Source organism: Nocardia sp. NPDC055029 (genome assembly GCF_053608525.1).
In genome coordinates, this window is record NZ_JBSGVQ010000001.1 from 368,614 (window position 1) to 389,423 (window position 20,810).

Below are 20,810 nucleotides of genomic sequence, written 5' to 3' on the forward strand. Positions count from 1 at the left end.
TCGATCGACAGGTGACTTCCGTGCAGTGGTCACGTGTTGCGGCGCGACCGGCGAATGTGGGGGATGATGGGGTAATGGCAGCTCCTGCAAGGGTTTCCGACTCATCGATGCCGCAGCTCTTCCAGGCATCCGATGCCGCCTCGCGCGAGGGGCAACGTGCCTACGTCGGCGGTGTTCGTCGCCGGCTGCTGTTTCTCGTGGTCGCCGCTGCCGCCGGGATCGTCACGTGGCGGGTGGGCAACGGGCGCCTCGATGTCATGGGGCTGGTCGGGATGCTGGCTTTCGTCGGCGCGATCATCGAGGAGTCCTCGCTGTGGCGGCACCGACCGGACAAGGCGTGGTACGACGGTCGCGCCGTCGCCGAGTCGGCGAAGACGCTGGCCTGGAAGTACGCCGTCGGCGGGCTGCCCTTCCCGATCGCGATGCCGGTCAACGAGGCGACGCTCGGGCTCGTCGAGAAGCTTCGCGGGCTCAGCGGTCAATTCTCCGATCTGGAACTGTCGCCGGTCGCCGCTTCGCAGGTGTCGGCGTGGATGCGGGAGCAGCGCGCGACCTCGCTGGACGACCGCAAGCGAACCTACCTCGAAGCGCGAGTACACGATCAGCAGCAGTGGTACGCGGCTAAATCGCGATACAACAAACGACGGTCGAACCAATGGCGGATGGCGCTGTTCGGCCTGGAATTCACCGGTGCCACAGCGTCCTTGGCCACCGCCGTGGTGCAGAGCAGCCTGATGCTCGGCCCCGCGCTGGCGATGATCGCCGGAGCCGCGGTCGCCTGGACCGAGGCGAAGCAGCACGACTCGCTCGCCCGCGCGTATTCGGCGGCCTGCACCGATCTGTCGAGTGCCGAGACGAAGCTACTCCTCGCGGATTCGGAGGATGCGTGGAGCCGGGAGGTCGACGACGCCGAGGAGGCGATCAGCCGCGAGCACGTGGTCTGGCTCGCGACGCGACACCGGCTGTAGTCAGAGGTCGCTGGAGATCTCGGACGATGTCGCACCGAATATCCGGTTCGAGGATGACGGAGTATCCGTCGAGCGAGCGACAGACAGGGCGACCAGCGTCACCACAACGGCCAGCACGACAGCCGCCGCGACACCGATCCAGGGGTGTTGTTCCACCTCTCTCGGGATCATCTCCCCGGGCGGACGGAGGCCGCCGAATCCACCGATGGGTTTGTATCGTTTGGCCGCGTCCAGCACCCGCGAATCGGTGCCACCGGAGTATCGGTCGGTGGTGAAGGTGATCGATCCACCGTCTTTTCCGCCTGTGTTACGGCTCGCTTCGACCTTCAGATCACAAATGATCAAATGCCCGGACGCAGTGTCCCATCGTGGCCACCTGTCGGCCCGACCGTATTTCTCCTGCAGCCGGTCACCGGCGCGGCGGGCGACGAGGAATACGTTCTTCTTCGTGGAATGCGTGTCGAGTCTGTCGATTTCGCTCCAGGGGAAGCGGTGAATGATGCCGACCCGGCGGATCTCGATGCCGCTGACGTCGATCACCAGCTGGTCGCCTCGGCTGCGAACATAGAAATACCCGGCGATCACCGATCCGCCGAACAGCACGGACAGCAGCTCGCGCAGCTCGCCGTGCACCCGGAACACGAACCAGACGAAGAGCGGAATCACGATGCCGGCGATCATCAGGTTCAGATGCGTACTGGCGTTCTCGCCGGTATCGGGGAAGACGACACCGCTACTGACCTGGCGATCGGGCACCGATTGAGCGATGAGCCCGTCGACGATGCGTACCAGCCGATCCGCGTCGTCGTCGTATACGTCGGATCGTATTCTGGCAGCGTTCTTCTCGAGCAGTTCCCGCATGCTCGGCGGCAGCTCGTTCGCCTGCGGCAGTCTGGCATCGTCCACGAGCAGGGGGAGAACCGTCTTGCCGAGGCGCAGTGCGGTCTCGATCTCCTCCCGCACCGGGTCGTCGGGTGCCTGCAATCGGCTTCTGTTGCGTGGGCTGAGCCACTCCGAGGCGATGACCACGACCACCACCGACGACCCGGCGATGGCCCGGGTGATCGCCTCCCGGAACGGAACACCGCCGTCGATCGAATCCCGGTCGAAGAACGCCAGGTCGTCCGGGAGTTCCTTGCTGAAGGTCGCGCGCAGCCGACTGACGAAGTGCTGCGTATCGTCCCGTCGGTAGCTGATGAAGATTCGATAGCGTTCCATACCCTCGGATACTTTCCAGGCAACCGGATCTCACCCGTGTGGTCGACGATGACGCACGAACGGCTGATGCGATTATTCCTCAGGCGCTACCCCCTGTCAGCCGTACCGTGGGTTCGCTCTGGTCACCAGTGCGTGCCAGGTATCCAGCGGGCGGCGCGGCGGAGGGCGTTGCCGGTGGCTTTGCGGGCGGGCGACTTCGGCTTCGGTTCACGGTGGGGGAGTGGGGGTTTCGCGGGCTCTTCGGCGGGGTCGGCCGATTCGCCTTTGGCCGCGGGGGAGTCCGGGAGTGCGCGGTAGTAGCGGTGCATGAGGCGGGCGTGGAGTTTGGGGGTGAACAAGGCGCCGTATTCGGCGAAGGTGCCGAGGGGGACGTCGATGCGCTTGGGGCGTTCGGTGAGGGCGCGGACGATGGTGGCCGCGGCCCATTCCGGTGACTCGGCGGGGCCCTGGTCGCCGCTGGGAGCGATCATCGGGGTGCGCACCAACGGCATATGGATGGTGGTGAAAGTGACGCCGTCGGCGAGGGTTTCGATGGCGGCTACCTCGGCGAACTTGTCCAGGGCCGCCTTGCTGGCGAGGTAGGCGGAGAAGCGCGGGGTGGCGACCTGGACGCCGGCGCTGGAGATGTTGACGATGTGGCCGAAGCCGCGTTCGCGCATCTGCGGCAGCAGGGCGAGCGTCATCCGCAGCGCACCGAAGTAGTTGACCGCCATGGTGCGTTCGAAGTCGTGGATGCGGTCGGTGGAGCGGTGGATGGCGCGCCGGATGGAGCGGCCCGCGTTGTTCACCAGCATGTCCACGTGACCGTGCTGATCGAGGATCGCCTTGACGGTCGACTCGACGGATTCGGCGTCGGTGACATCGCACTGATAGCCGTAGGCCTGCCCGCCCGCGTCGGTGATCTCGGTGACCACGGCGGCCAGTTCGTCACCGCGGCGGGCGAGGAGGAACAGGACGGCGCCCTTGTCGGCGACCGCCAGCGCGGCGGCGCGCCCGATCCCGGACGACGCGCCCGTGATCACGACATGACTGCCGGTCAGATCGATCCGTCGCCGACCGCGACGACCCTGTGCACCGGGAGAAACCTGTGACATCACTGCTCCTTTGCAGCTCGTTCCCTCGAACTTACTCCAAAGTAAGTTCCGGGACCAGAGCTGGCAAGAAACTCGAAAATATGTTCGAACCCCTCTCGCCAATGTTCGAACGTATGTGCGATACTTTGCCCATGGCGGACGATCGGATGGCGGATATCTATGCCGCGGTGCGGCTCGGCGGTGGCGACCCGGATGCGGCGCGCGCGGCGCTGACCAGGCTCTGGGACGAGGTAGGGGAAGGCGGCGACCCGTTGCATCGCTGCGTGATCGCACATCACCTGGCGGATGTGCAGGAGTTGCCGGAGGGCGCGCTGCTCTGGGATCAGCGGGCGCTCGGCGCGGTGTTCGGGCCCGGCATCCCGCTGGACGAGGGGCTGCGCGGGTTCCTGCCCTCGCTGTATCTGAACCTGGCCGACAGTCACCGCCGGGTCGGTGACTTCGAGATGGCGCGGATGCAGCTGGCCATCGCGCGCGGGCACCTGGACGTGCTCGCCAACGATGCCTACGGCGCGGTGATCCGGTCGGGTCTCGGTCATGTGGAGGCCGCGCTGGAATCGCGGTCGATGGAGCGGTTGCCCGCGAGTTGAGGGGTCGGGCAAACGCGACCGAGCGGGAGGTGGATGTGATGCGGGGGTCGTGAGAGGAGAGGGCGCGTGGGCTGGAGCAACGGTCCGCCGACCTGGTCGGAACTGGAGCGGGTGCTCTCGGGCAAGCCGAGCCGTCGCCCGGCGGCGGACATGCATCCGGGCGACGGCGGCGACAGTCCGGCGTGGTCGCGCAAACGCGGTGCCTACGAAGCGGATTCGATCGCACCGCCCACCACGTCGGCGGTGCCCTACGCCGAGCTGCACGCCCACTCCGCCTACAGCTTCCTCGACGGCGCGAGTCAGCCGGAGGAGCTGGTGGAGGAGGCGGTGCGCCTGGGGTTGTCGGCGCTCGCGCTCACCGACCACAACGGGTTCTACGGGACCGTCCGGTTCGCCGAGGCGGCCAGAGAATGGGGAATGCCAACGGTTTTCGGTGCCGAACTGTCACTGGGAACCGATGCGGAGGCGGCGCCTGGCCGAGGGGATGCGGTCAGGCGCCGTTCTGTTCCTCGCGGCGGCCTGCGTGCCGATATCGCGGGCATCGCGGCGGACAGCGACGCGATCGGCCATGTCGGTGCCCCGGATTCCGTGCCGCGCACCGGTTCTCCCGATCCGCGCGGCCCGCACCTGCTGGTCCTGGCGCGCGGTGAAGAAGGCTATCGACGCCTGTCGAGGGAGATGGCCGCCGCGCACATGGCCGCGGGCGAGAAGGGCGTGCTGCGCTACGACTTCGACACGCTCACCGCGACGGCGGGCGGACACTGGCACATCCTCACCGGCTGCCGGAAGGGCCACCTGCGCAGCGCGCTGGAGCGGGATCTGCGCGAGGGCGCGACAAACCTACCGAAAGCCGAAGCGGCCCTGCGTGATCTGATCGAACGCTTCGGCGACAACCGGGTCGGCGTCGAACTCACCCATCACGGCATCGCCACCGACGACGAACGCAACGCGTCTCTGATCGCACTCGCCGATCGCCTCGGTCTGCCGGTCCTGGCCACCACCGGTGCGCACTTCGCAAGCCCGTCCCAGCGCCGTCGCGCGATGGCGCTGGCCGCGATCCGGTCGAGGAGCAGCCTCGACGAGATGGCGGGCTGGCTCGCGCCGACCGGCGGTGCGCATCTGCGCTCGGGCGCGGAGATGGCGCGGCTGTTCGCCGACCATCCACAGGCGGTGGCCAATGCCGTGACCCTGGCCCGGGAATGCGCGTTCGACCTGCGCCTGATCGCCCCGAAGTTGCCTCCGTTCGACGTGCCGGCCGGGCATGACGAGGACTCGTGGCTGCGCGAGCTGACGCTGCGCGGCGCCGCCGAGCGCTACGGCCCACCGGAGCGGAACCCGCAGGCGTACCGGCAGATCGAGCACGAGCTCGCGGTGATCGAGAAGATGACCTTTCCCGGCTACTTCCTGGTGGTGCACGACATCGTCAGGTTCTGCAAGGACAACGACATCCTGTGCCAGGGCCGGGGCTCGGCGGCCAACTCCGCGGTCTGCTACGCCATCGGCATCACCAATGTGGACCCGGTGGGCAACAAACTGCTGTTCGAACGGTTCCTCTCACCGGAGCGCGACGGGCCGCCCGATATCGACGTCGACATCGAATCGGACCGGCGCGAGGAGGCCATCCAGCACGTCTACGCCAAGTACGGCCGCGACTACGCCGCGCAGGTGGCCAATGTGATCACCTATCGCGGTAAGTCCTCGGTGCGCGATGCCGCACGGGCACTTGGCTTCTCGCCGGGTCAGCAGGACGCGTGGAGCAAGCAGGTGAGCCGCTGGTCCGGGGTCTCGGCGGAGACGGGCACCGATATCCCGGCGCCGGTGCTCGAGCTCGCCGGTGAACTCGACGGCCTGCCACGGCATCTGGGCATCCACTCCGGCGGCATGGTGATCTGCGATCGGCCGATCGCCGACGTGTGCCCGGTGGAGTGGGCGCGGATGGCGGGGCGCAGTGTCCTGCAGTGGGACAAGGACGATTGCGCCGCGGTCGGTTTGGTCAAGTTCGACCTGCTCGGCCTCGGCATGCTCTCGGCGCTGCACTACATGATCGACCTGGTGCGCGAGCACAAAGGCGAGACGGTCGAACTGCACGCGCTCGACCTCGCCGAACCGGGCGTCTACGAGATGTTGCAGCGCGCCGACTCGATCGGGGTGTTCCAGGTGGAGTCGCGCGCGCAGATGGCGACACTGCCGCGTCTGAAGCCGCGCACCTTCTACGACCTGGTGGTCGAGGTGGCGTTGATCCGGCCCGGACCCATCCAGGGCGGCTCTGTGCATCCCTACATCCGCAGACGTAACAGGAAAGAGCCGGTCGTCTACGACCATCCGGCGCTGGAGAATTCGCTCGAACGCACCCTCGGCGTCCCGCTTTTCCAGGAACAGCTGATGCAGATGGCCGTCGACGTCGCCGGGTTCACCCCCGCCGAAGCCGATCAGCTGCGCAGGGCGATGGGCTCCAAGCGCTCGCCGGAGAAGATGGAACGGCTGAAAGGCCGTCTCTACGAAGGCATGCGTGAGCTGCACGGGATCACCGGCGCGGTCGCGGATCGCATCTACGAGAAGCTCTACGCCTTCGCCAATTTCGGCTTCCCGGAAAGCCATTCGCAGAGCTTCGCCTCGATCGTGTTCTACTCGGCCTGGTTCAAGCTGCACCATCCGGCCGCGTTCTGCGCGGGACTGCTGCGCGCCCAGCCGATGGGGTTCTACTCGCCGCAGTCGCTGGTCGCCGACGCCCGCCGCCACGGTGTGCGCGTGCACGGCCCCGACATCAATGCCAGCCGCGCCGAACCCACCCTGGAGAACACGGGCACCGAGATCCGGCTCGGCCTGTCCGGCGTCCGCCACATCGGCACCGATCTCGCCGACCGCATCGTCGCCGAGCGCACCGCAGCGGGCCGGTACTCCTCGATGCTCGACCTGACCGGCCGGGTGGAACTGACCGTCGCGCAGGCGGAATCGCTCGCCACCGCAGGCGCCCTGGACACCCTGGTCGACGACCGCGGTAGCAGCGTGCGCAGGGCCGCACTGTGGGCCGCGGGCGCCGCGGCAGGCGAGCGTCCCACCCTGCTGCCCGGCACCGGTCCGGCGACCGTCGCGCCGTCGCTGCCCGGCATGAGCGCGCTCGAACTCGCCGCCGCCGACGTCTGGGCCAGCGGCATCTCACCCGGCAGCTATCCCACCGAATTCCTGCGCGCGCACCTGAACTCGCTCGGCGTCGTCCCCGCCGCCGACCTGCTGCTCGTCGAAGACGGCACCCGCATCCTGGTCGCGGGCGCCGTCACCCATCGCCAGCGCCCGGCCACCGCGGCGGGCGTCACCTTCCTCAACCTGGAAGACGAGACCGGCATGGTCAATGTCGTCTGTTCGGTCGGCCTCTGGGCCCGCTACCGCCGCCTGGCCCAGAACGCCACCGCCCTGCTGATCCGCGGCCGCGTCCAGAACGCCGAGGGCGCGGCCAGTGTCCTCGCCGACCACCTCGAACACCTCGACCTCACCATCGCCGCCCGCTCCCGCGACTTCCGCTGAACCACTGCCGAATCGATACCGGACATCCGGGAGTCGCTGCGGTATCAAGGGAAGTGGAGCATCGAATCGTGGGGGCCACATGGCGCACTCCGAACTGAACACACTGTCGGTGACCTACCGGCAGGGCTACCACTGGGCCGTGGCGGATCTGCTGGCATCGCTGCCATCGCTCGTGCTGAGCGGTTGGCTGCTGGTGGGAACCGCGGCGCTGCTGGCGAACTGGGCCGCGGTGCTGGTCGCCGTGCTGTGGGCTGCGTCGGGTCCGGTGGTGCTCGGCTGGCAACGGCTCATGCTGGGGGCGATGGCGCTGTCGTCCGAACGGAACCTGCCGGACGAACACGACCGGGTGAATCGCGCGTGGGCGAATGTCACCGATGCCGCCGGTCTGCCCGCCGCCTCGACCACGGTGTGGGTCATGCATTCCGATGCCGTCAACGGAGCCGTCAACGCCAGCGGCTATGTCAGTGTCACCCGGTCCGCCGTCGAGGCGTGCACCGAGCGTCAGCTCGAAGCGCTGATCGCCCACGAGCTCGGACATCGCCTGCAGGACACCGCCACCCGGCGGTCGGTGATCCGGTGGTATCGGTGGCCCTTCGAGTTGCTGGTACGCGCTGTTTTCGCGCCGGCGGACCGGGTGATGGCCCGGTTGCACCCGCGCCTGTTGCGACTCTCGAACCACGTGCTCGCCGCCCTGCGCTACTCCTCTCTCGGCGCGGCCGCCGCGACCACGCTGCTCGTCGCCCCGGCCGTCCTGGCCTACGGCACCGCCGCCTGCCTGCTCTTCGCGGCGCTCGCCCTCCTCCTCGGCCCCTGGGGCTCCGCACTCGCCCTGGCCCTGGCCGCTACCCAGCTGGTGACCCGGCCCCGGCTGTCCCGACGCCTCGAATACCTGGCCGACCGCGTTGTCGTCGACCTCGGCTACCTCGACGACTTCCGCTTCGTCCTGCAACTCGTGTACGACCGTTCGAAGGTCCCCGGCTCCACCGCCAACGCCACCGAGGTCCCCGCCTTGCTCGCCACCCACCCCCACCTCGACGACCGTCTCGCCGAACTCGACCGCTACGCCCACCGAACCCGCTGAGCTGCGGTTTCCTGATTTACGGGTGGTACCATATGTGGCATGATCAAGACGACCGTGTACCTCCCCGAGGAGTTGGAGGTCCGGCTCGATGCCGAAGCTGCCGCGACCGGGGTCAGCAAGGCTGAACTCATTCGACGGGGGATCGCCATGTTGCTCGACACTTCCGAGGTGCCCAAGAACGACGCGCCCTTGCCGGTATTCCGCAGCGGCCGGGCCCGCACCGCCGACGAGATGGATCAGGCGATCTACGACCACATCAAGTCGCGGTCGGCTCGTCGATGATCATCGTCGCCGACACTTCCGCTCTGTTCGCCGCGTTCGATGCCGATCAGCCCGAGCATGAACAGGCGCTCGCGGTCATGGCGTCCGAGACCCTGGTGATCTCACCGCTCGTCTTGACCGAGCTGGACCACCTCGTGCACCGCGATCTCGGTTTCGAGGCGGCGATGCAGGTCACCGAAGCACTGATGGCCCGCATGCTCGACGGGCGCTACCGGCTCGCCGAGCTCAAGCATGTCGATCTAGCTGCGGCCCAGCTCATCCGGGCCAAGTACGAGGGTCTTCGGCTGGACCTCGCCGACTCGGTCGGCGTCGCCCTGGCCGACAAGTACCGGACCAACTGCATCTTCACCCTGGACCAGCGCGACTTCCGCGCGATCGAACCGCTCACACCCGGTGTCGACGCGTTTCGCATTCTCCCCGCCGACCTCTAGCTGCTGGGCCCGCTCGCGGCGTCGGCGCATTACGCTGCGAACATGCGCAAGCTTGCCGTGGTGATGGTCGGGGTGTTCGGGCTGTTGTTCCTGGCCGGGTGTGGGGACGACGCGAGCGAGAGTCAGGCCGATCACGCGTCCTCGCCGAGTGTTTCGGGGCCGGCTGCCGCGGTGGCGCCTGGGTTCCGGGAGGGGGCGCCGTCCAAAGAGGGCCCAGCGCCGTCGGATTCGGCGAATCGGAAAGAGGTGATCACCGGCTCGGTCGACATCATCGCCGACGATCCGATCGGCGCAGCGGCGACCGTCACCGAGCAGGTGCGCGCCATGGACGGCCGGATCGACAGCCGCACCGAACAGCCGGGCACCGACGACCGCACGGCACGCGCGGTGCTCAGTGTGCGGGTGCCCGCCGACAAGACCGATGCCTTCATCACCGGTCTCGGCGGGATCGGCACCGTCACCGAGGTCAGCACCAACCGCGACGACGTCACCATGCAGTGGGAGGACCTCGACGCCCGCATCCGCGCACTACAGGCCTCCGTCGACCGGTTGCGCGCGCTCATCGCAGGCGCGACCAACACCGCCGACCTGATCGCCGCCGAGGAGGCGTTGTCGAGCAGGCAGGGCGAGCTCGACAGCCTCACCGCGCAGAAGCGCTCGCTCGACGACCAGGTCGCGCTGTCCACGCTCACCATCACCCTCACCGCCGACGACAAGAAGGCGCCCGGCGACCCGGACAATTTCTGGGACGGCATCGTCGCGGGCTGGAACTCGCTCGTCGACTGGTTGCGCGACGCGGTCGTCTTCGCGGGCAAGGCGGTCCCGTGGCTGGGCTTCCTCGCCGTGCTCGGCGGCGTGCTCTGGCTGGTGCTGCGGACCGTGCTGCGCCGTCGCCGCCCCACCGCACCCGTGGCACCTGCCGTGATAACTCCTGCGGCCGAGACCACCTCGCCGACCGCGGGACACGAGAAGGAAGCGACCGATGCCGACCGTACGGGCGACGATCAAACCGAACAGCCGTAAAGGCCCGCTGGTCGAAATCGCCGACGACGGCACCCTCACCCTCTACGTCCGCGCCCCCGCCGTCGAGGGCAAAGCCAACAGGGCCGCCATCGAACTCCTCGCCGAGCACTTCGGCGTCGCCAAATCGGCGGTGCGGTTGACCGGCGGCGCCACCTCCCGCTTCAAACGCTTCGCCGTCGACGACTGACGCCGGAAACTCAGTCGATCACTTCGACTCGGCACGGCAGTCCGGGCGCTTTGCTGAGCCGTGCGTCGCTGGTGAGCAGCGGAACATCGAGTCGTGCCGCCAACGCGGCATAGAGGCCGTCGTAGAACGTGATTGTGTGGCGGAGCAGCCATGCCTGCTCGCTGAGCCAACCCTGGTGGGCATAGCGCCGATCGACCATCGTCGCCAACATGCGCAGGCCGATCGTGGCGGTATCAGGGTCGATCAGGCCCTTGCGCTCATGGCGGCGCAACACATTGCCGACTTCCGCATCGATGAGATGTGGCGCGTGGCAGGTGCTGGTCTCGATCAACCGTCCGACGGCGGTCCCGACGGCGTCCTTGCGCAGCAACGCGGTGGAGGCGGCCGAGGCGTCGAGCACGTACTCGTCACTCGCCACGGGCGTCGTCCAATGCGCTCAGGATCGACTCGCGATCGGCTCCCGCGCTCGAATCGCGCTCGAGCGCTTCACGGATTGCCGCCATCGCCTCGGTCTTCGAACGGCGACGTGCGGCGGCGATCAACTCCCGCCGCATGTATGCCTGCAGCGACATACCCTCTGCTTCGGCGCGTCTGCGGAACACCTCGGCGTCCTCGTCGGGGATGTCCCGAACCTGGATGGTAGCCATAGCGCTATTTTAGCGCTGAGATAGCGCTAACGGCTATACCGCGCCGGGGAAGCCCAGCTGGCGCCATGCTTCGTACACCGACACCGCCGCGGCGTTGGACAGGTTCATCGAGCGGCGGCCGGGCAGCATCGGGATGCGGACCTGGTCGGTGATGTGAGGGTCGGCGAGCACCTCGGCCGGTAGCCCGGTGGGTTCGGTGCCGAACAGCAGGGCGTCGCCGTCGCGGTAGGCGACATCGGTGAAGCGGGTGGTGGCCTGGGTGGTGAACGCGAACACCCGCCCAGGCTCGATGGCCGCCCACGCCGTCGCCAGGTCGGGATGCACCGTCACCACCGCGAGGTCGTGATAGTCCAGCCCGGCCCTGCGCAGTTTCGACTCCGAGAGGTCGAAGCCGAGCGGTTCGATCAGATGCAGCGCGCAACCGGTCCCCGCGGCCAGCCGGATCGCGTTGCCGGTGTTGGGTGGGATCACGGGGTTGTGAAAGATCAGGTGCAGCACAGCGCATCACTCTGTCATGCCGGGCTCGCGCACTCGGCTCGCCCCACCGATCGGGCTCGGGGCGCCCGACCGGCGGCCGCGTCTGGAACAATCGGCGCCGTGAACAAGGCGGAGACGACCGGGAAGCATCGGGTCGTGCGGTTGAGCGCGTGGCAGCAGTACCTGCGCAGTCATCTGCCGATGACCGTGGTGAGCGCGCTGATCCTGGTCGCTGTCGTGTTCGTCGCCTGGGATCGGTGGCGGCGCGGCGCGATCATCTTCGGCAGCGCGGCCCTGGTGGCCGCCGCGTTCCGATTGTGCCTGCCGACCGTGCAGGTGGGGCTGCTCGCGGTCCGCAGCAAGCCGTTCGACGTGGCCACCCTCACGGCGCTGGGCAGCGCCATCGTCTTCCTCGCCGCCACCATCAACACCCTCGGCGTCAGCTGAGCGCCGGATAGCGCTCGGCGAACACCGCCCGCTCGCGCGGCCTGCGACCCGGGTGCGGCGGGGTGTCCGCGCCGTAGCCGACGGTGACCATGACCGCGATCGCCAGATCCGCGTCCGCGTCGACGCCGATCGCCTGCTTCACCAGCTCGGCGTCCCACCCGTTCATCGGCGCGGAGGCGAGCCCGAGACCGGTCGCCGCGAGCATCACATAGGTAGCGGCGATCATCGCGTTCTTCACGGCGTTCTCACGCAGCAGCCCGCGCTCGCGCAACGAGTGATATTCGGCGCGCGAATCGAACATCGCCTGAAACCGCTCGTTCCACGCCCCGTTCCGCACGGCTCGCTCGGCGATATCGGTGTTGGCGGATGTCCAGGCCGCCGGGTCGGCGACGAACACCAGCACCGCGGGCGCCTCCAGCGGCTGCGGCTGACCGAAAGCCGCCTCCGACAATGCCTTCCGGCCGTCGTCGCTGGTCACCACGACGATCGAGCGGTCCTGCATGTTCCAGGCGCTCGGGGCTTGCACGGCCAGGTCGAGCAGTTCTTCGAGCAGTTCGGGGGCGATGGGATCGGGCCGGTAGTGGCGGACGGTGCGCCGGGTGCGGATGGCTTCGGTGACTGACAGTGTCTGCGTGATCATGATTCCTACTATCGGAGAGTCACTCTCCTTTGGGAAGTAGGCACCTGAAAGTGCGTTATAATCGGCTGGATGCGCACAGTTCATGAAGCGACCGGCCTGCCCGCCGACGTCTACTCGGCCAAATGTCCGACCCGCGAGGTCCTCGACCACATCGCGGGCAAGTGGACGGTGCTGATCGTGGACGCGCTCGCCGACGGCACCCTGCGCTACACCGACCTGCGCCGCCGGATCGACGGCATCTCCCAGAAGATGCTCACGCAGACCCTGCGTCAGCTCGAGCGCGACGGATTCGTCGCGCGCACGGTGTATCCCACGGTGCCGCCCCGGGTCGAGTACACGCTCACCGATCTCGGTCGCAGCCTGTGCGAACCGATCGCGGCGCTGCGGGAATGGGTCGAGACGAATATCAATCGCATCGAGAAGGCCAGGCGCATGTCGCCCTGACCGGGCCGCGGCCCGGCGTGGCGCGGCGGCGGCCCTGGGCCGACTCGATCAGGCGGATTCGGCGGGCACGCGCTGCTCCCACAGGCTGCGGGTGCCTTGGCTGCCGTAGAGCTCGCGGGCCTGCTGCGGGGTGATCGTCGACAGGGTCCGCGGCGGTGCGGAGTGGGCGTGGGCGGCGAAGATCGCGCCGGTCATCGGGGCGATGAACGGGGCGGCCTTGATCAGGACCCAGTTGTCGCGGCGGGCGGCGGTCCAGGCGATCACCTTCGCGGGGATCCGGACGAGCGGGTCGACGACGCGCGGTACGGCGAAGCGGCCGAGCTTGCGCATCCACATCGGCAGGGTCGGGATGGTGGCCAGCGACAGCAGCCTGCTGCCGATCGCGAAATGCCAGCCCTTGCCCGGCGGTGTCCACAGCAGGTAGTGCATGCCCTCGATCGCCCGCTCGGAGACGCACAGCTGCGGCCGCGCCCGCTCGAAATAGGCGTGCACCTCGTCGCGGGTGCGCGGCACATCGGCGGGTTTGCAGGTCTGCAGCTCGGCGGCGATCGCGCACTCGGCCCAGTACCGCTGCTCTTCCTCGGGGCTCAGCGGTCCCGGCCCGTACATCTCGTAGCACTTGAGCACCGAATGCCAGCCGGTGATGTGGATCCACAGCTGGGATTCCGGGTTGTTGGCGCTGTAGCGCTTGCCGCTGATCGGTTCGATGCCCGTCATCGGCGCGTGCACCTTCATCAGGTGCTCGGCGGCCTGGATGGCGGTGCGGCCGTCGCCGAGCGCGACCAGCACGAAGTAGGCGAGCGTGTGGTCGAGGCGGGTCGCGGGGTTGTCGTAGATGCCCTGTGAATCGGCGACCGCCGCGGTCAGGAACGGGTCGAAGTGCTCGAGGGTGACCGCGCGCTGGAAACCGATCAGCGCGGTCGGCGATGCCCACACCTTCCAGCTGGGGGAGCCTGGCCCGAAGAAGCCGTAGTCGTCGCGGCGCAGGGTGGACGGATCGAAAGCCATTGCACGTGCTCCTTTGCAGTGCCGAGGCGAACCTCGCAGTTGAATACAACGCAACCGTAGCAATGGTGCGAAGCGAATACAACGGTTGCGTAGGATTGAGGCCGAGACTCCACCGCCGGGGTATCGTCCAGGAAACGACAGGAGGTGCGGGCGTGACTTCGACCCAGGAGCAACGGCCGCGGCGCCGCTATGCCCCGCGCCTGCCACCGCACGAGCGGCGCGCCCAGCTCCTCGATGCCGCCTTCGCCGTGCTCGGCCGGATGGAACTGCACGAGCTGAGCATGGAAGCCGTCGCCCAGGAGGCCGGCGTCGGAAAACCGGTGCTGTACACCGTGTTCAAGACCCGCGCCGAGCTCGTCGAGGCCCTGCTGGAACGCGAGCGCGAACGCGGGCTGGATCAGATCGCCGACACCCTGCCGGAGAACCTGCTCGACACCGATCCGGTCGCCGCCGCCTCGGCGACGGTCGAAGCGTTCGTCGGTGTCGCCCTGGCGAATCCGACGCGCTGGCGGCTGATCCTGGCGACCCCGGCCAGCGCTCCCGACGAATACCGTGCCGCCTTGCGTACGGCTCGCGCCGAGATCCTGGCCCGCGCGGAATCCCTTGTCCGCGTGGGTATCGCGATGTCACCGCGTTGGTCGGGGATGGACGCGGGCCTGCTCGCGAACTCGACCCTCACCGTCGCCGAGATGCTCGGCAGGCTGGCGGTCAACGAGCCGCAGGAGTATCCGCGCGAACGGCTCCAGGAATACGTCCGCTCGATCGTCACCCTGCTGACGGGTACGGCGAGAGACTGAGTCAGCGGCTCTCGCGAGCCAGGCGCATCGTCTCGGTGAGCAGCTTCGACACCGCGGCGGCCTCGGTCAGGAAGCCGTCGTGCCCGTCGCGCGAGTGCACGATCTCGAGACCGGCGCAGCCGGGCAGACCCTCGGCCAGCTCGGCCTGGGTGTGCAGGGGGTAGAGTCGATCGGAGTCGACACCGCCCACCACGCACGGGACCGGGGTCGAGGCCAGCGCGGCGGCGATCCCGCCACGGCCGCGACCCACGTCGTGCCGGTTCATGGCCTCGCTGAGCAGTACATAGGTGGCCGGATCGAATCGCTGACAGAGCTTCTCGGCCTGGTGCTCGAGGTAGCTCTGCACCGCGTAGCGGCCGCCCGTCCACGGATCCTCGTCGCCCTGGGGCCGATTGGTGAAGCGGTGGTCGAGCTCGCCGTCGGTGCGGTAGGTCAGGTGCGCGATGCGCCGGGCCAGGCCCATGCCGGTCATCGGGGCGCGGCCGGTGCCGTGATAGTCCCCGCCCTGCCAATCCGGATCGGCGGTGATGACGGCCATCTGGGTGGTCTGGGTGCCGATCTGATCGGCGGTGGCGCGGGCGCCGACGGCCAGCACGAGCGCGGCCGCGACCCGCTCGGGCTGCCCGACGACCCACTCCAGCACTCGCATGCCGCCCATCGACCCGCCGACGACGGCGCCCAGCCGCTCGATCCCGAGCAGCTCGAGCAGCTGCGCCTCCGCGGTCACCTGGTCACGGATGGTCAGATCGGGAAAGCGCGAGCCCCACGGCGTGCCGTCGGGCGCGAGCGAGGACGGGCCGGTGCTGCCTTTGCAGCCGCCGAGCACGTTGGTCGCGATCACACACCATTCGTCGGTGTCGATCGGCGCGCCGGGCCCGACCATGCCCTCCCACCAGCCGGGCTGCGCGTTGTCCGCGCTGGCGATGACATGCGAGTCACCGGTCAGCGCGTGTTCGACGAGCACCACATTGTCGAGCGTGGGCGAGAGCTCGCCCCAGCGTTGCACCGCCAGCCGCACATCGGGGAGCACGGCGCCGTTCTCCAGCGCCACGTCCCCGATGGCGACCACGCCGAGTCGCCCGTCCGGCGGTGGCAGCAGGGCCACACCGGTTGCGGGACGGGCGATCGGCGATTCGGTGCTCACAGTCACGTCGTCGCCGCCGCGAAACCTGCGCGCAGATCGGCCAGGATGTCGTCGATTCCCTCGATGCCGACGGCGAGCCGGACCAGCCCCGGAGTGACGCCGGAGGCCAGTTGCTCTTCGGGCGTCAACTGCGAGTGCGTGGTCGATGCCGGGTGAATCACGAGAGAACGCACATCACCGATGTTAGCGACATGGCTGTGCAGGCTTAACGCGTCCACGAACTTCTTGCCCGCGTCGACACCGCCGCGCAGCTCGAACGCGACGATCGCGCCCGCGCCCTTGGGTGCGAGCTGCTTGGCCCGCGCGTACCAGGGCGAGGTCTCGAGCCCCGCATAGTACACGGCCTCGACGCCCGGCTGCTCGGCGACGAACTTCGCCACGGCCTCGGCGTTGGACACGTGCCGTTCGACCCGCAGGCTCAGCGTTTCGATGCCCTGGGCGATGAGGAACGCGTTGAACGGCGACACCGCGGCACCCAGATCGCGCAGCAGCTGCACGCGGGCCTTCAGCGCGAAGGCGGGCGCGCCAAGGTCGGCGAACACCGCGCCGTGGTAGCTGGGATCGGGCTCGGTGAAACCGGGGAAGCGCGCGTTGCCGTCGGCGTCGCGCACGGTCCAGTCGAAGGTGCCGCCGTCGACGATCGCGCCCGCGACCGCGGCGCCGTGCCCGCCCAGGTACTTCGTGGCCGAGTGCACGACGATGTCGGCGCCGTTGGCCAGCGGCTGGATCAGGTACGGGGTCGCGACGGTGTTGTCGACGATCAGCGGGATACCGGCCTTGTGCGCCACCTCGGCGATGCCGGGGATGTCGAACACCGCGCTGCTCGGGTTGGCGATGGTCTCGCCGTAGAAGGCCTTGGTGTTGGGCCGGATGGCGGCCTGCCACTGCGCCAGGTCGTCGGGATCCTCGACGAAGGAGACCTCGATGCCGAGCTTGGGCAGCGAGTAGTGGAACAGGTTGTACGTGCCGCCGTAGAGGTGCGGGCTCGACACGATGTGGTCACCGGCGCTGGCCAGGTTCAGGATCGCGTAGGTCTCGGCGGCCTGGCCGGAGGCCAGCAGCAGCGCCGCGACGCCACCCTCGAGCGCGGCGATGCGCTGCTCGACCGCGTCCTGGGTGGGGTTCATGATCCGGGTGTAGATGTTGCCCGGTTCGGCGAGACCGAACAGCGCGGCGGCGTGGTCGGTGTCGCGGAAGGTGTAGGAGGTGGTCTGGTAGATCGGCAGTGCCCGCGCGTTGGTGCTCGCGTCGGGGGCCTGGCCCGCGTGGATCTGCTTGGTCTCGAAGGACCAGTTCTCGGGCAGGGCAGAGTCGGTCATGAATTGCTCCAGGATTGTTTGCCGGTGTCTCGCGTCAGCTGGGTCGGATCGACGGACAACAACACATGGGGGCCTCCTGCAATGCGCGCTTGCTCTCGACCTTCGAGAGCCCGGTCATCACCCGGAGCACCCCACCGCAGCTGGAGGGTTGCCGACCAGCGAGCCGGGGCTTGGCGCTGGTACTCATGACCTTGCCGTCATGTTAACCGGCCATCGTGTCAGCGCGGAAACTTCCCCCGGTTTCGTCGCCTGGATCACTCCGCCGACGGTGTGCCGACCTCTGGCGTGTCGCCGTCGGCGTGCGCACCGCAGACGCGGCGAAGCTCGTGGTAGGCGCGCAGGATGGCGGCCTTGGTCACCCCGGCGGCGGCTTCCGGCGTCGAGCCGAGCAGCTCGTCCTCGATGGCGGCGAGCGAGAGGTGGCACAACATCTGCCAGGTGCCGGCCACCACCCGGACCGAGAAGTCGTCCGGCGTGGTCGCCATCCGCTCGGCGAGTTGCGCGCAGACCGAGACGTTCTTCTTCTCCGCGTATTCGAGGGCGCGCGCGTTCACGGCCTGGCTGGTCCGCATGATCCGCTGCATCTGCTGGAACTGGCGCAGGAACCGGATGCCGTCGGCCTCGGCCTCGGTATCGACGACCTGCAGGTAGGCGTCACACAGCGCCTTGAGTTCGTTGCCGGTGCGCGGTTGCCCGGCGAGTGCGACGGCGACGGTGCCGCCGAACTCGTCGATCGGCGCGAGCACGATGTCTTCCTTGAGCGGGAAGTAGCGGTTGACCGTGCGCGGGGAGACATCGGCGCCCGCGGCGATCTGCTCGACCGTCGTCGCGTCGAAGCCCTGTGTTTCACACAGTCGCAGCCCGACCTCGATGATCGCCGCCTTGGTCTGGAGCTTCTTGCGTTCACGCAGGCCCGCAGGCACGCGGTCGGCCGCGGTGGGGCCTGCCGGTTCGGTCGCCCGGTCCGCGCCGATCGGAGTGGTCGAGTCCAGCATCCCTCCAGATTACCGTCCTGCCTGATTTGTCTGTCCCTTCCCGTCAAATGGCGCAGTCAGACATTTTGCTCTTGACGCCAATTGTCTCGTGGTGCCAGGATTAGGCCAGCCTTCGAGTGACTAGGAGTCCGTGGTGACCGGCATCGAGATAGACGCGAAACCAACTGATACACAACAGAATTCGACGCGATGGTGGGCGCTGGCTGTCCTCGCCTCCGCACAGTTGATGGTGATCCTCGACGCCACCGTCGTCACGATCGCGCTCCCGTTCGCCCAGAAAGACCTCGGCATCAGCGAGGGCGACAAACAGTGGGCGCTCACCGCCTACACCCTGATCTTCGGCGGCCTGCTGTTGCTGGGCGGGCGGATGGCCGACTACCTCGGCCGCAGGCGCATCTTCCTGATCGGCCTGGTCGGGTTCGCCGCCGCGTCGGCGCTGGCCGGGCTCGCCCAGGACGGGTTGCAGCTGTTCCTCGGGCGCGGCTTGCAGGGCGCGTTCGCGGCGTTGCTCGCGCCATCGGCACTGTCGCTGTTGTCGGTGACGTTCACCGACGTCAAGGAGCGGGCGCGCGCGTTCGCGGTGTTCGCCGGTATCTCGGCGGGCGGTGTCGCGTTCGGGTTGATCGTCGGTGGCGCGCTCACCGAGTACGTGTCGTGGCGCTGGACCCTGCTGATGAACACGCCGGTCGCGATCGTCGCGCTGCTCGGCGCGCTGGCGGTCATCGTGCGCGATGTGCCGGTGCCGCGGGTCGGCGGTTACGACCTGCCCGGCGCCGTCACCGTGACGCTCGGGCTGGTGTCGATCGTCTACGGATTCAGCCGCGCCGCCGAACACGGCTGGCTGGCCGCGAGCACCCTCGTCCTGCTCGGGGCGGGCGCCGCGCTGCTGATCGCCTTCGTCGTCATCGAGGCGCGCTCGGCGAATCCGCTGCTGCCGCTGCGCATTCCGGGGGAGGTCAACCGGGGTGGCGCGCTGCTGGCCGCGCTGTTCATCCCGATCGCCATGTTCGCGATGTTCCTGTTCCTGAGCTTCTACTACCAGAACACCCTCGGCTACTCGCCGTTGAAAGCGGGCGTCGCGTTCCTGCCGTTCCCGGTCGGCATCGCGATCTCGGCGGGTGTCACCAGCGCGCTGATGCCCAAGCTCGGCCCGCGCCCGCTGATGGTGGTCGGCGCGCTGCTCGGCACCGTGGGTCTGCTGTGGCTGGCCCAGCTCGGCTACGGCGACGGGTACGCGCTGAGCGTGCTGCCCGCCCAGCTGCTGATCGCGCTCGGTATGGGGCCGTTGTTCGTCGGCATGCAGGCCGTCGCGCTGCATCAGGTCGACGCCGACGACTCCGGCGTGGCCAGTGCTCTGCTCAATGCCGCCCAGCAGGTCGGCGGCGCGGTCGGCACCGCATTGCTCACCACGATCTCGGTGCAGGCGGCGAAGAACTACGCGACCGACAATCCGACCGTCGACCACCTCGTCGAGCGGGCCTCGATCCACAGCTACGACGTGGCGTTCTATGTCGGCGCCGGCTTCTTCCTCGTCGCCGCGGTGGTGATCGCGGTGATGATCAGGGACAAGCCGGAGAACCTGATCGAAGGCGACGAGCACGCCGCCCGGGTGCCGATCGCGGTCTGAGTACCGGATCGCCGAGCCCCGCATGCCTTTCCGGCGTGCGGGGCTCGCCTGTTGTCGCGCCACCGCCGGTCGTTCGACGTGCCGACGGTTTCGAGGCAACCGCAATTCGTTCGCAAGTGGCAGCCAATCGCCGGCGGTCACGCTCGGCTCATGACTATCGAGATTGCCGATGAGCACAACAACACCACCTCGGCGCCGCACCCCGCCGACCGTGCGTCCAGCCCCGCCCCGGCGGGAAGTCGTGAGCGGGTGCGGGCCGGAGTCCTGGCCGTCGGCGCGGCGCTGTGGGCAGCGGGCAACCTCATGCACCCGCTCGAGCACTCCGAATCCGCCGAGCACGCGGCGACCTGGGAAGCCGCGCATCTCACCTTCGCCGTCGGCGCGGTGCTGATGGCGGTCGGCCTACCCGCGCTGGTCCGTGCCATCCGCCGACCGGGCGCGGACTGGGCGGGCAAGATGCTCACCTTCGCGCACGGGTTGTTGTTCGCCGGGCTGGCGGTGGTCATCCCGATCGGCGCCTACCACGAGGTCTACGTCACCGGCCTGCTCGATCATCACGCCGCGACCGAGATCGCCGACGCCTCGGCCCCGGTGCTCGCGCCCTTGTCGCTGGCGCTGCTGCTCGGATTCGTCCTGCTCGCGGTGTACGCGCTGATCCGGCCCGCCGCGGTGTTCGGCCGGTGGTCGGGCGTGCTGATCATCGCGGGCACCCTGGCGATGACGGTGTCGGCGATGCTGCCCGGGGTGCTGCCGGGCGCCGAGGGCTGGTGGATCATCCCCGGCACGGTCGCCCAAGGTGTGGCGATCGGCGTCGCGGGGGTGCGTATCGCCAGGTAAATTGACCGTATCGAAGACGAAGGACCGTACGGCGG

The 20,810-nt window shown here is 68.5% G+C and carries 23 protein-coding genes and 1 riboswitch; of the genes, 13 read left to right on the plus strand and 10 right to left on the minus strand.

All coding sequences use genetic code 11. The features are described 5' to 3' along the window. The first annotated feature begins 74 nt into the window (after nt 1-74). Nucleotides 75-968 carry a DUF4231 domain-containing protein gene (locus ACWF9G_RS01385; protein ID WP_452512796.1) on the plus strand — a complete coding sequence of 298 codons (894 nt, stop codon included), beginning with the start codon at nt 75-77 and terminating at the stop codon, nt 966-968. On the opposite strand, the gene ACWF9G_RS01390 is transcribed toward ACWF9G_RS01385, so the two are convergent. Further along, complete coding sequence (locus ACWF9G_RS01390) at nt 969-2,186, minus strand: TIR domain-containing protein (RefSeq protein WP_452512798.1); 1,218 nt, start codon at nt 2,184-2,186, stop codon at nt 969-971. A gap of 122 nt (nt 2,187-2,308) precedes the next feature. Continuing rightward, entirely contained in the window at nt 2,309-3,280 is a 972-nt protein-coding gene (locus tag ACWF9G_RS01395; protein WP_452512800.1) for an SDR family NAD(P)-dependent oxidoreductase, read from the minus strand. 131 nt (nt 3,281-3,411) lie between these two features. Here ACWF9G_RS01395 and ACWF9G_RS01400 point away from each other — a divergent pair, with 131 nt between their 5' ends. The 7 genes from ACWF9G_RS01400 (at nt 3,412) to ACWF9G_RS01430 (ending at nt 10,393) form a co-directional block, all read left to right on the plus strand. Further along, nucleotides 3,412-3,867: a hypothetical protein gene (locus ACWF9G_RS01400; RefSeq protein WP_379038665.1), complete on the plus strand. Its 456-nt coding sequence runs from the start codon at nt 3,412-3,414 to the stop codon at nt 3,865-3,867. 66 nt (nt 3,868-3,933) lie between these two features. Continuing rightward, the gene (locus tag ACWF9G_RS01405; protein WP_452512802.1) at nt 3,934-7,389 is read left to right on the plus strand and encodes an error-prone DNA polymerase; all 3,456 of its coding nucleotides are present in this window, start codon (nt 3,934-3,936) and stop codon (nt 7,387-7,389) included. Nucleotides 7,390-7,468: 79 nt separating this feature from the next. Then, nucleotides 7,469-8,470, plus strand: a complete 1,002-nt coding sequence (locus ACWF9G_RS01410; protein WP_452512804.1) for a M48 family metalloprotease — start codon at nt 7,469-7,471, stop codon at nt 8,468-8,470. A 39-nt stretch (nt 8,471-8,509) separates the two neighbouring features. Continuing rightward, nucleotides 8,510-8,752, plus strand: coding sequence for a ribbon-helix-helix protein, CopG family (locus tag ACWF9G_RS01415; RefSeq protein ID WP_452512806.1), 243 nt, complete (start codon nt 8,510-8,512; stop codon nt 8,750-8,752). Then, entirely contained in the window at nt 8,749-9,183 is a 435-nt protein-coding gene (locus ACWF9G_RS01420) for a type II toxin-antitoxin system VapC family toxin (RefSeq protein WP_379303502.1), read from the plus strand. The genes ACWF9G_RS01415 and ACWF9G_RS01420 overlap by 4 nt, the downstream gene beginning before the upstream one ends. A gap of 42 nt (nt 9,184-9,225) precedes the next feature. Further along, complete coding sequence (locus ACWF9G_RS01425) at nt 9,226-10,206, plus strand: DUF4349 domain-containing protein (RefSeq protein ID WP_452512808.1); 981 nt, start codon at nt 9,226-9,228, stop codon at nt 10,204-10,206. Further along, complete coding sequence (locus tag ACWF9G_RS01430) at nt 10,166-10,393, plus strand: DUF167 domain-containing protein (RefSeq protein WP_452512810.1); 228 nt, start codon at nt 10,166-10,168, stop codon at nt 10,391-10,393. The genes ACWF9G_RS01425 and ACWF9G_RS01430 overlap by 41 nt, the downstream gene beginning before the upstream one ends. 10 nt (nt 10,394-10,403) lie before the next feature. Here ACWF9G_RS01430 and ACWF9G_RS01435 read toward each other — a convergent pair whose 3' ends face one another. From ACWF9G_RS01435 to ACWF9G_RS01445, 3 genes are read right to left on the minus strand one after another with little or no spacing between them, the layout of a single operon-like run. After that, nucleotides 10,404-10,811, minus strand: a complete 408-nt coding sequence (locus tag ACWF9G_RS01435) for a type II toxin-antitoxin system VapC family toxin (protein WP_452512812.1) — start codon at nt 10,809-10,811, stop codon at nt 10,404-10,406. Further along, nucleotides 10,801-11,040 (minus strand): FitA-like ribbon-helix-helix domain-containing protein, encoded by a 240-nt coding sequence (locus ACWF9G_RS01440; RefSeq protein WP_189030755.1) that lies wholly within the window; start codon nt 11,038-11,040, stop codon nt 10,801-10,803. Before ACWF9G_RS01440 ends, ACWF9G_RS01435 begins: the two co-directional genes overlap by 11 nt. Before the next feature lie 33 nt (nt 11,041-11,073). Continuing rightward, the gene (locus tag ACWF9G_RS01445; RefSeq protein WP_452512814.1) at nt 11,074-11,538 is read right to left on the minus strand and encodes a tRNA (cytidine(34)-2'-O)-methyltransferase; all 465 of its coding nucleotides are present in this window, start codon (nt 11,536-11,538) and stop codon (nt 11,074-11,076) included. A gap of 99 nt (nt 11,539-11,637) precedes the next feature. Here ACWF9G_RS01445 and ACWF9G_RS01450 point away from each other — a divergent pair, with 99 nt between their 5' ends. Continuing rightward, nucleotides 11,638-11,964 (plus strand): DUF3017 domain-containing protein, encoded by a 327-nt coding sequence (locus tag ACWF9G_RS01450; protein ID WP_379303492.1) that lies wholly within the window; start codon nt 11,638-11,640, stop codon nt 11,962-11,964. On the opposite strand, the gene ACWF9G_RS01455 is transcribed toward ACWF9G_RS01450, so the two are convergent. Beyond that, nucleotides 11,957-12,604 carry a nitroreductase family protein gene (locus ACWF9G_RS01455; RefSeq protein WP_452512816.1) on the minus strand — a complete coding sequence of 216 codons (648 nt, stop codon included), beginning with the start codon at nt 12,602-12,604 and terminating at the stop codon, nt 11,957-11,959. The genes ACWF9G_RS01450 and ACWF9G_RS01455 overlap by 8 nt on opposite strands. A gap of 69 nt (nt 12,605-12,673) precedes the next feature. Here ACWF9G_RS01455 and ACWF9G_RS01460 point away from each other — a divergent pair, with 69 nt between their 5' ends. Next, nucleotides 12,674-13,048 carry a winged helix-turn-helix transcriptional regulator gene (locus ACWF9G_RS01460; RefSeq protein ID WP_452512818.1) on the plus strand — a complete coding sequence of 125 codons (375 nt, stop codon included), beginning with the start codon at nt 12,674-12,676 and terminating at the stop codon, nt 13,046-13,048. Between the two features lie 48 nt (nt 13,049-13,096). On the opposite strand, the gene ACWF9G_RS01465 is transcribed toward ACWF9G_RS01460, so the two are convergent. Then, on the minus strand, nt 13,097-14,056 hold the full coding sequence (locus ACWF9G_RS01465; RefSeq protein WP_452512820.1) for an oxygenase MpaB family protein: 960 nt from the start codon (nt 14,054-14,056) through the stop codon (nt 13,097-13,099). A gap of 152 nt (nt 14,057-14,208) precedes the next feature. Between ACWF9G_RS01465 and ACWF9G_RS01470 the strand changes: the two genes are divergently transcribed. Continuing rightward, nucleotides 14,209-14,853, plus strand: a complete 645-nt coding sequence (locus ACWF9G_RS01470) for a TetR/AcrR family transcriptional regulator (RefSeq protein WP_452512822.1) — start codon at nt 14,209-14,211, stop codon at nt 14,851-14,853. Nucleotide 14,854: 1 nt separating this feature from the next. Here the strand turns inward: ACWF9G_RS01470 and metX are convergent, their stop codons facing one another. The 3 genes from metX to ACWF9G_RS01485 form a co-directional block, all read right to left on the minus strand. Beyond that, entirely contained in the window at nt 14,855-16,003 is a 1,149-nt protein-coding gene (gene metX / locus ACWF9G_RS01475) for a homoserine O-acetyltransferase MetX (protein WP_452512824.1), read from the minus strand. Continuing rightward, nucleotides 16,000-17,316 carry a bifunctional o-acetylhomoserine/o-acetylserine sulfhydrylase gene (locus ACWF9G_RS01480; protein WP_452512826.1) on the minus strand — a complete coding sequence of 439 codons (1,317 nt, stop codon included), beginning with the start codon at nt 17,314-17,316 and terminating at the stop codon, nt 16,000-16,002. Before ACWF9G_RS01480 ends, metX begins: the two co-directional genes overlap by 4 nt. Before the next feature lie 80 nt (nt 17,317-17,396). Continuing rightward, a riboswitch (SAM riboswitch) is annotated at nt 17,397-17,507 on the minus strand. A gap of 63 nt (nt 17,508-17,570) precedes the next feature. Then, on the minus strand, nt 17,571-18,311 hold the full coding sequence (locus tag ACWF9G_RS01485; RefSeq protein ID WP_452512828.1) for a TetR family transcriptional regulator: 741 nt from the start codon (nt 18,309-18,311) through the stop codon (nt 17,571-17,573). A gap of 133 nt (nt 18,312-18,444) precedes the next feature. Here ACWF9G_RS01485 and ACWF9G_RS01490 point away from each other — a divergent pair, with 133 nt between their 5' ends. Next, nucleotides 18,445-19,938, plus strand: a complete 1,494-nt coding sequence (locus ACWF9G_RS01490) for an MFS transporter (RefSeq protein ID WP_452512830.1) — start codon at nt 18,445-18,447, stop codon at nt 19,936-19,938. Nucleotides 19,939-20,088: 150 nt separating this feature from the next. Next, nucleotides 20,089-20,775 carry a hypothetical protein gene (locus ACWF9G_RS01495; protein ID WP_452512832.1) on the plus strand — a complete coding sequence of 229 codons (687 nt, stop codon included), beginning with the start codon at nt 20,089-20,091 and terminating at the stop codon, nt 20,773-20,775. Nucleotides 20,776-20,810: the final 35 nt, after the last annotated feature.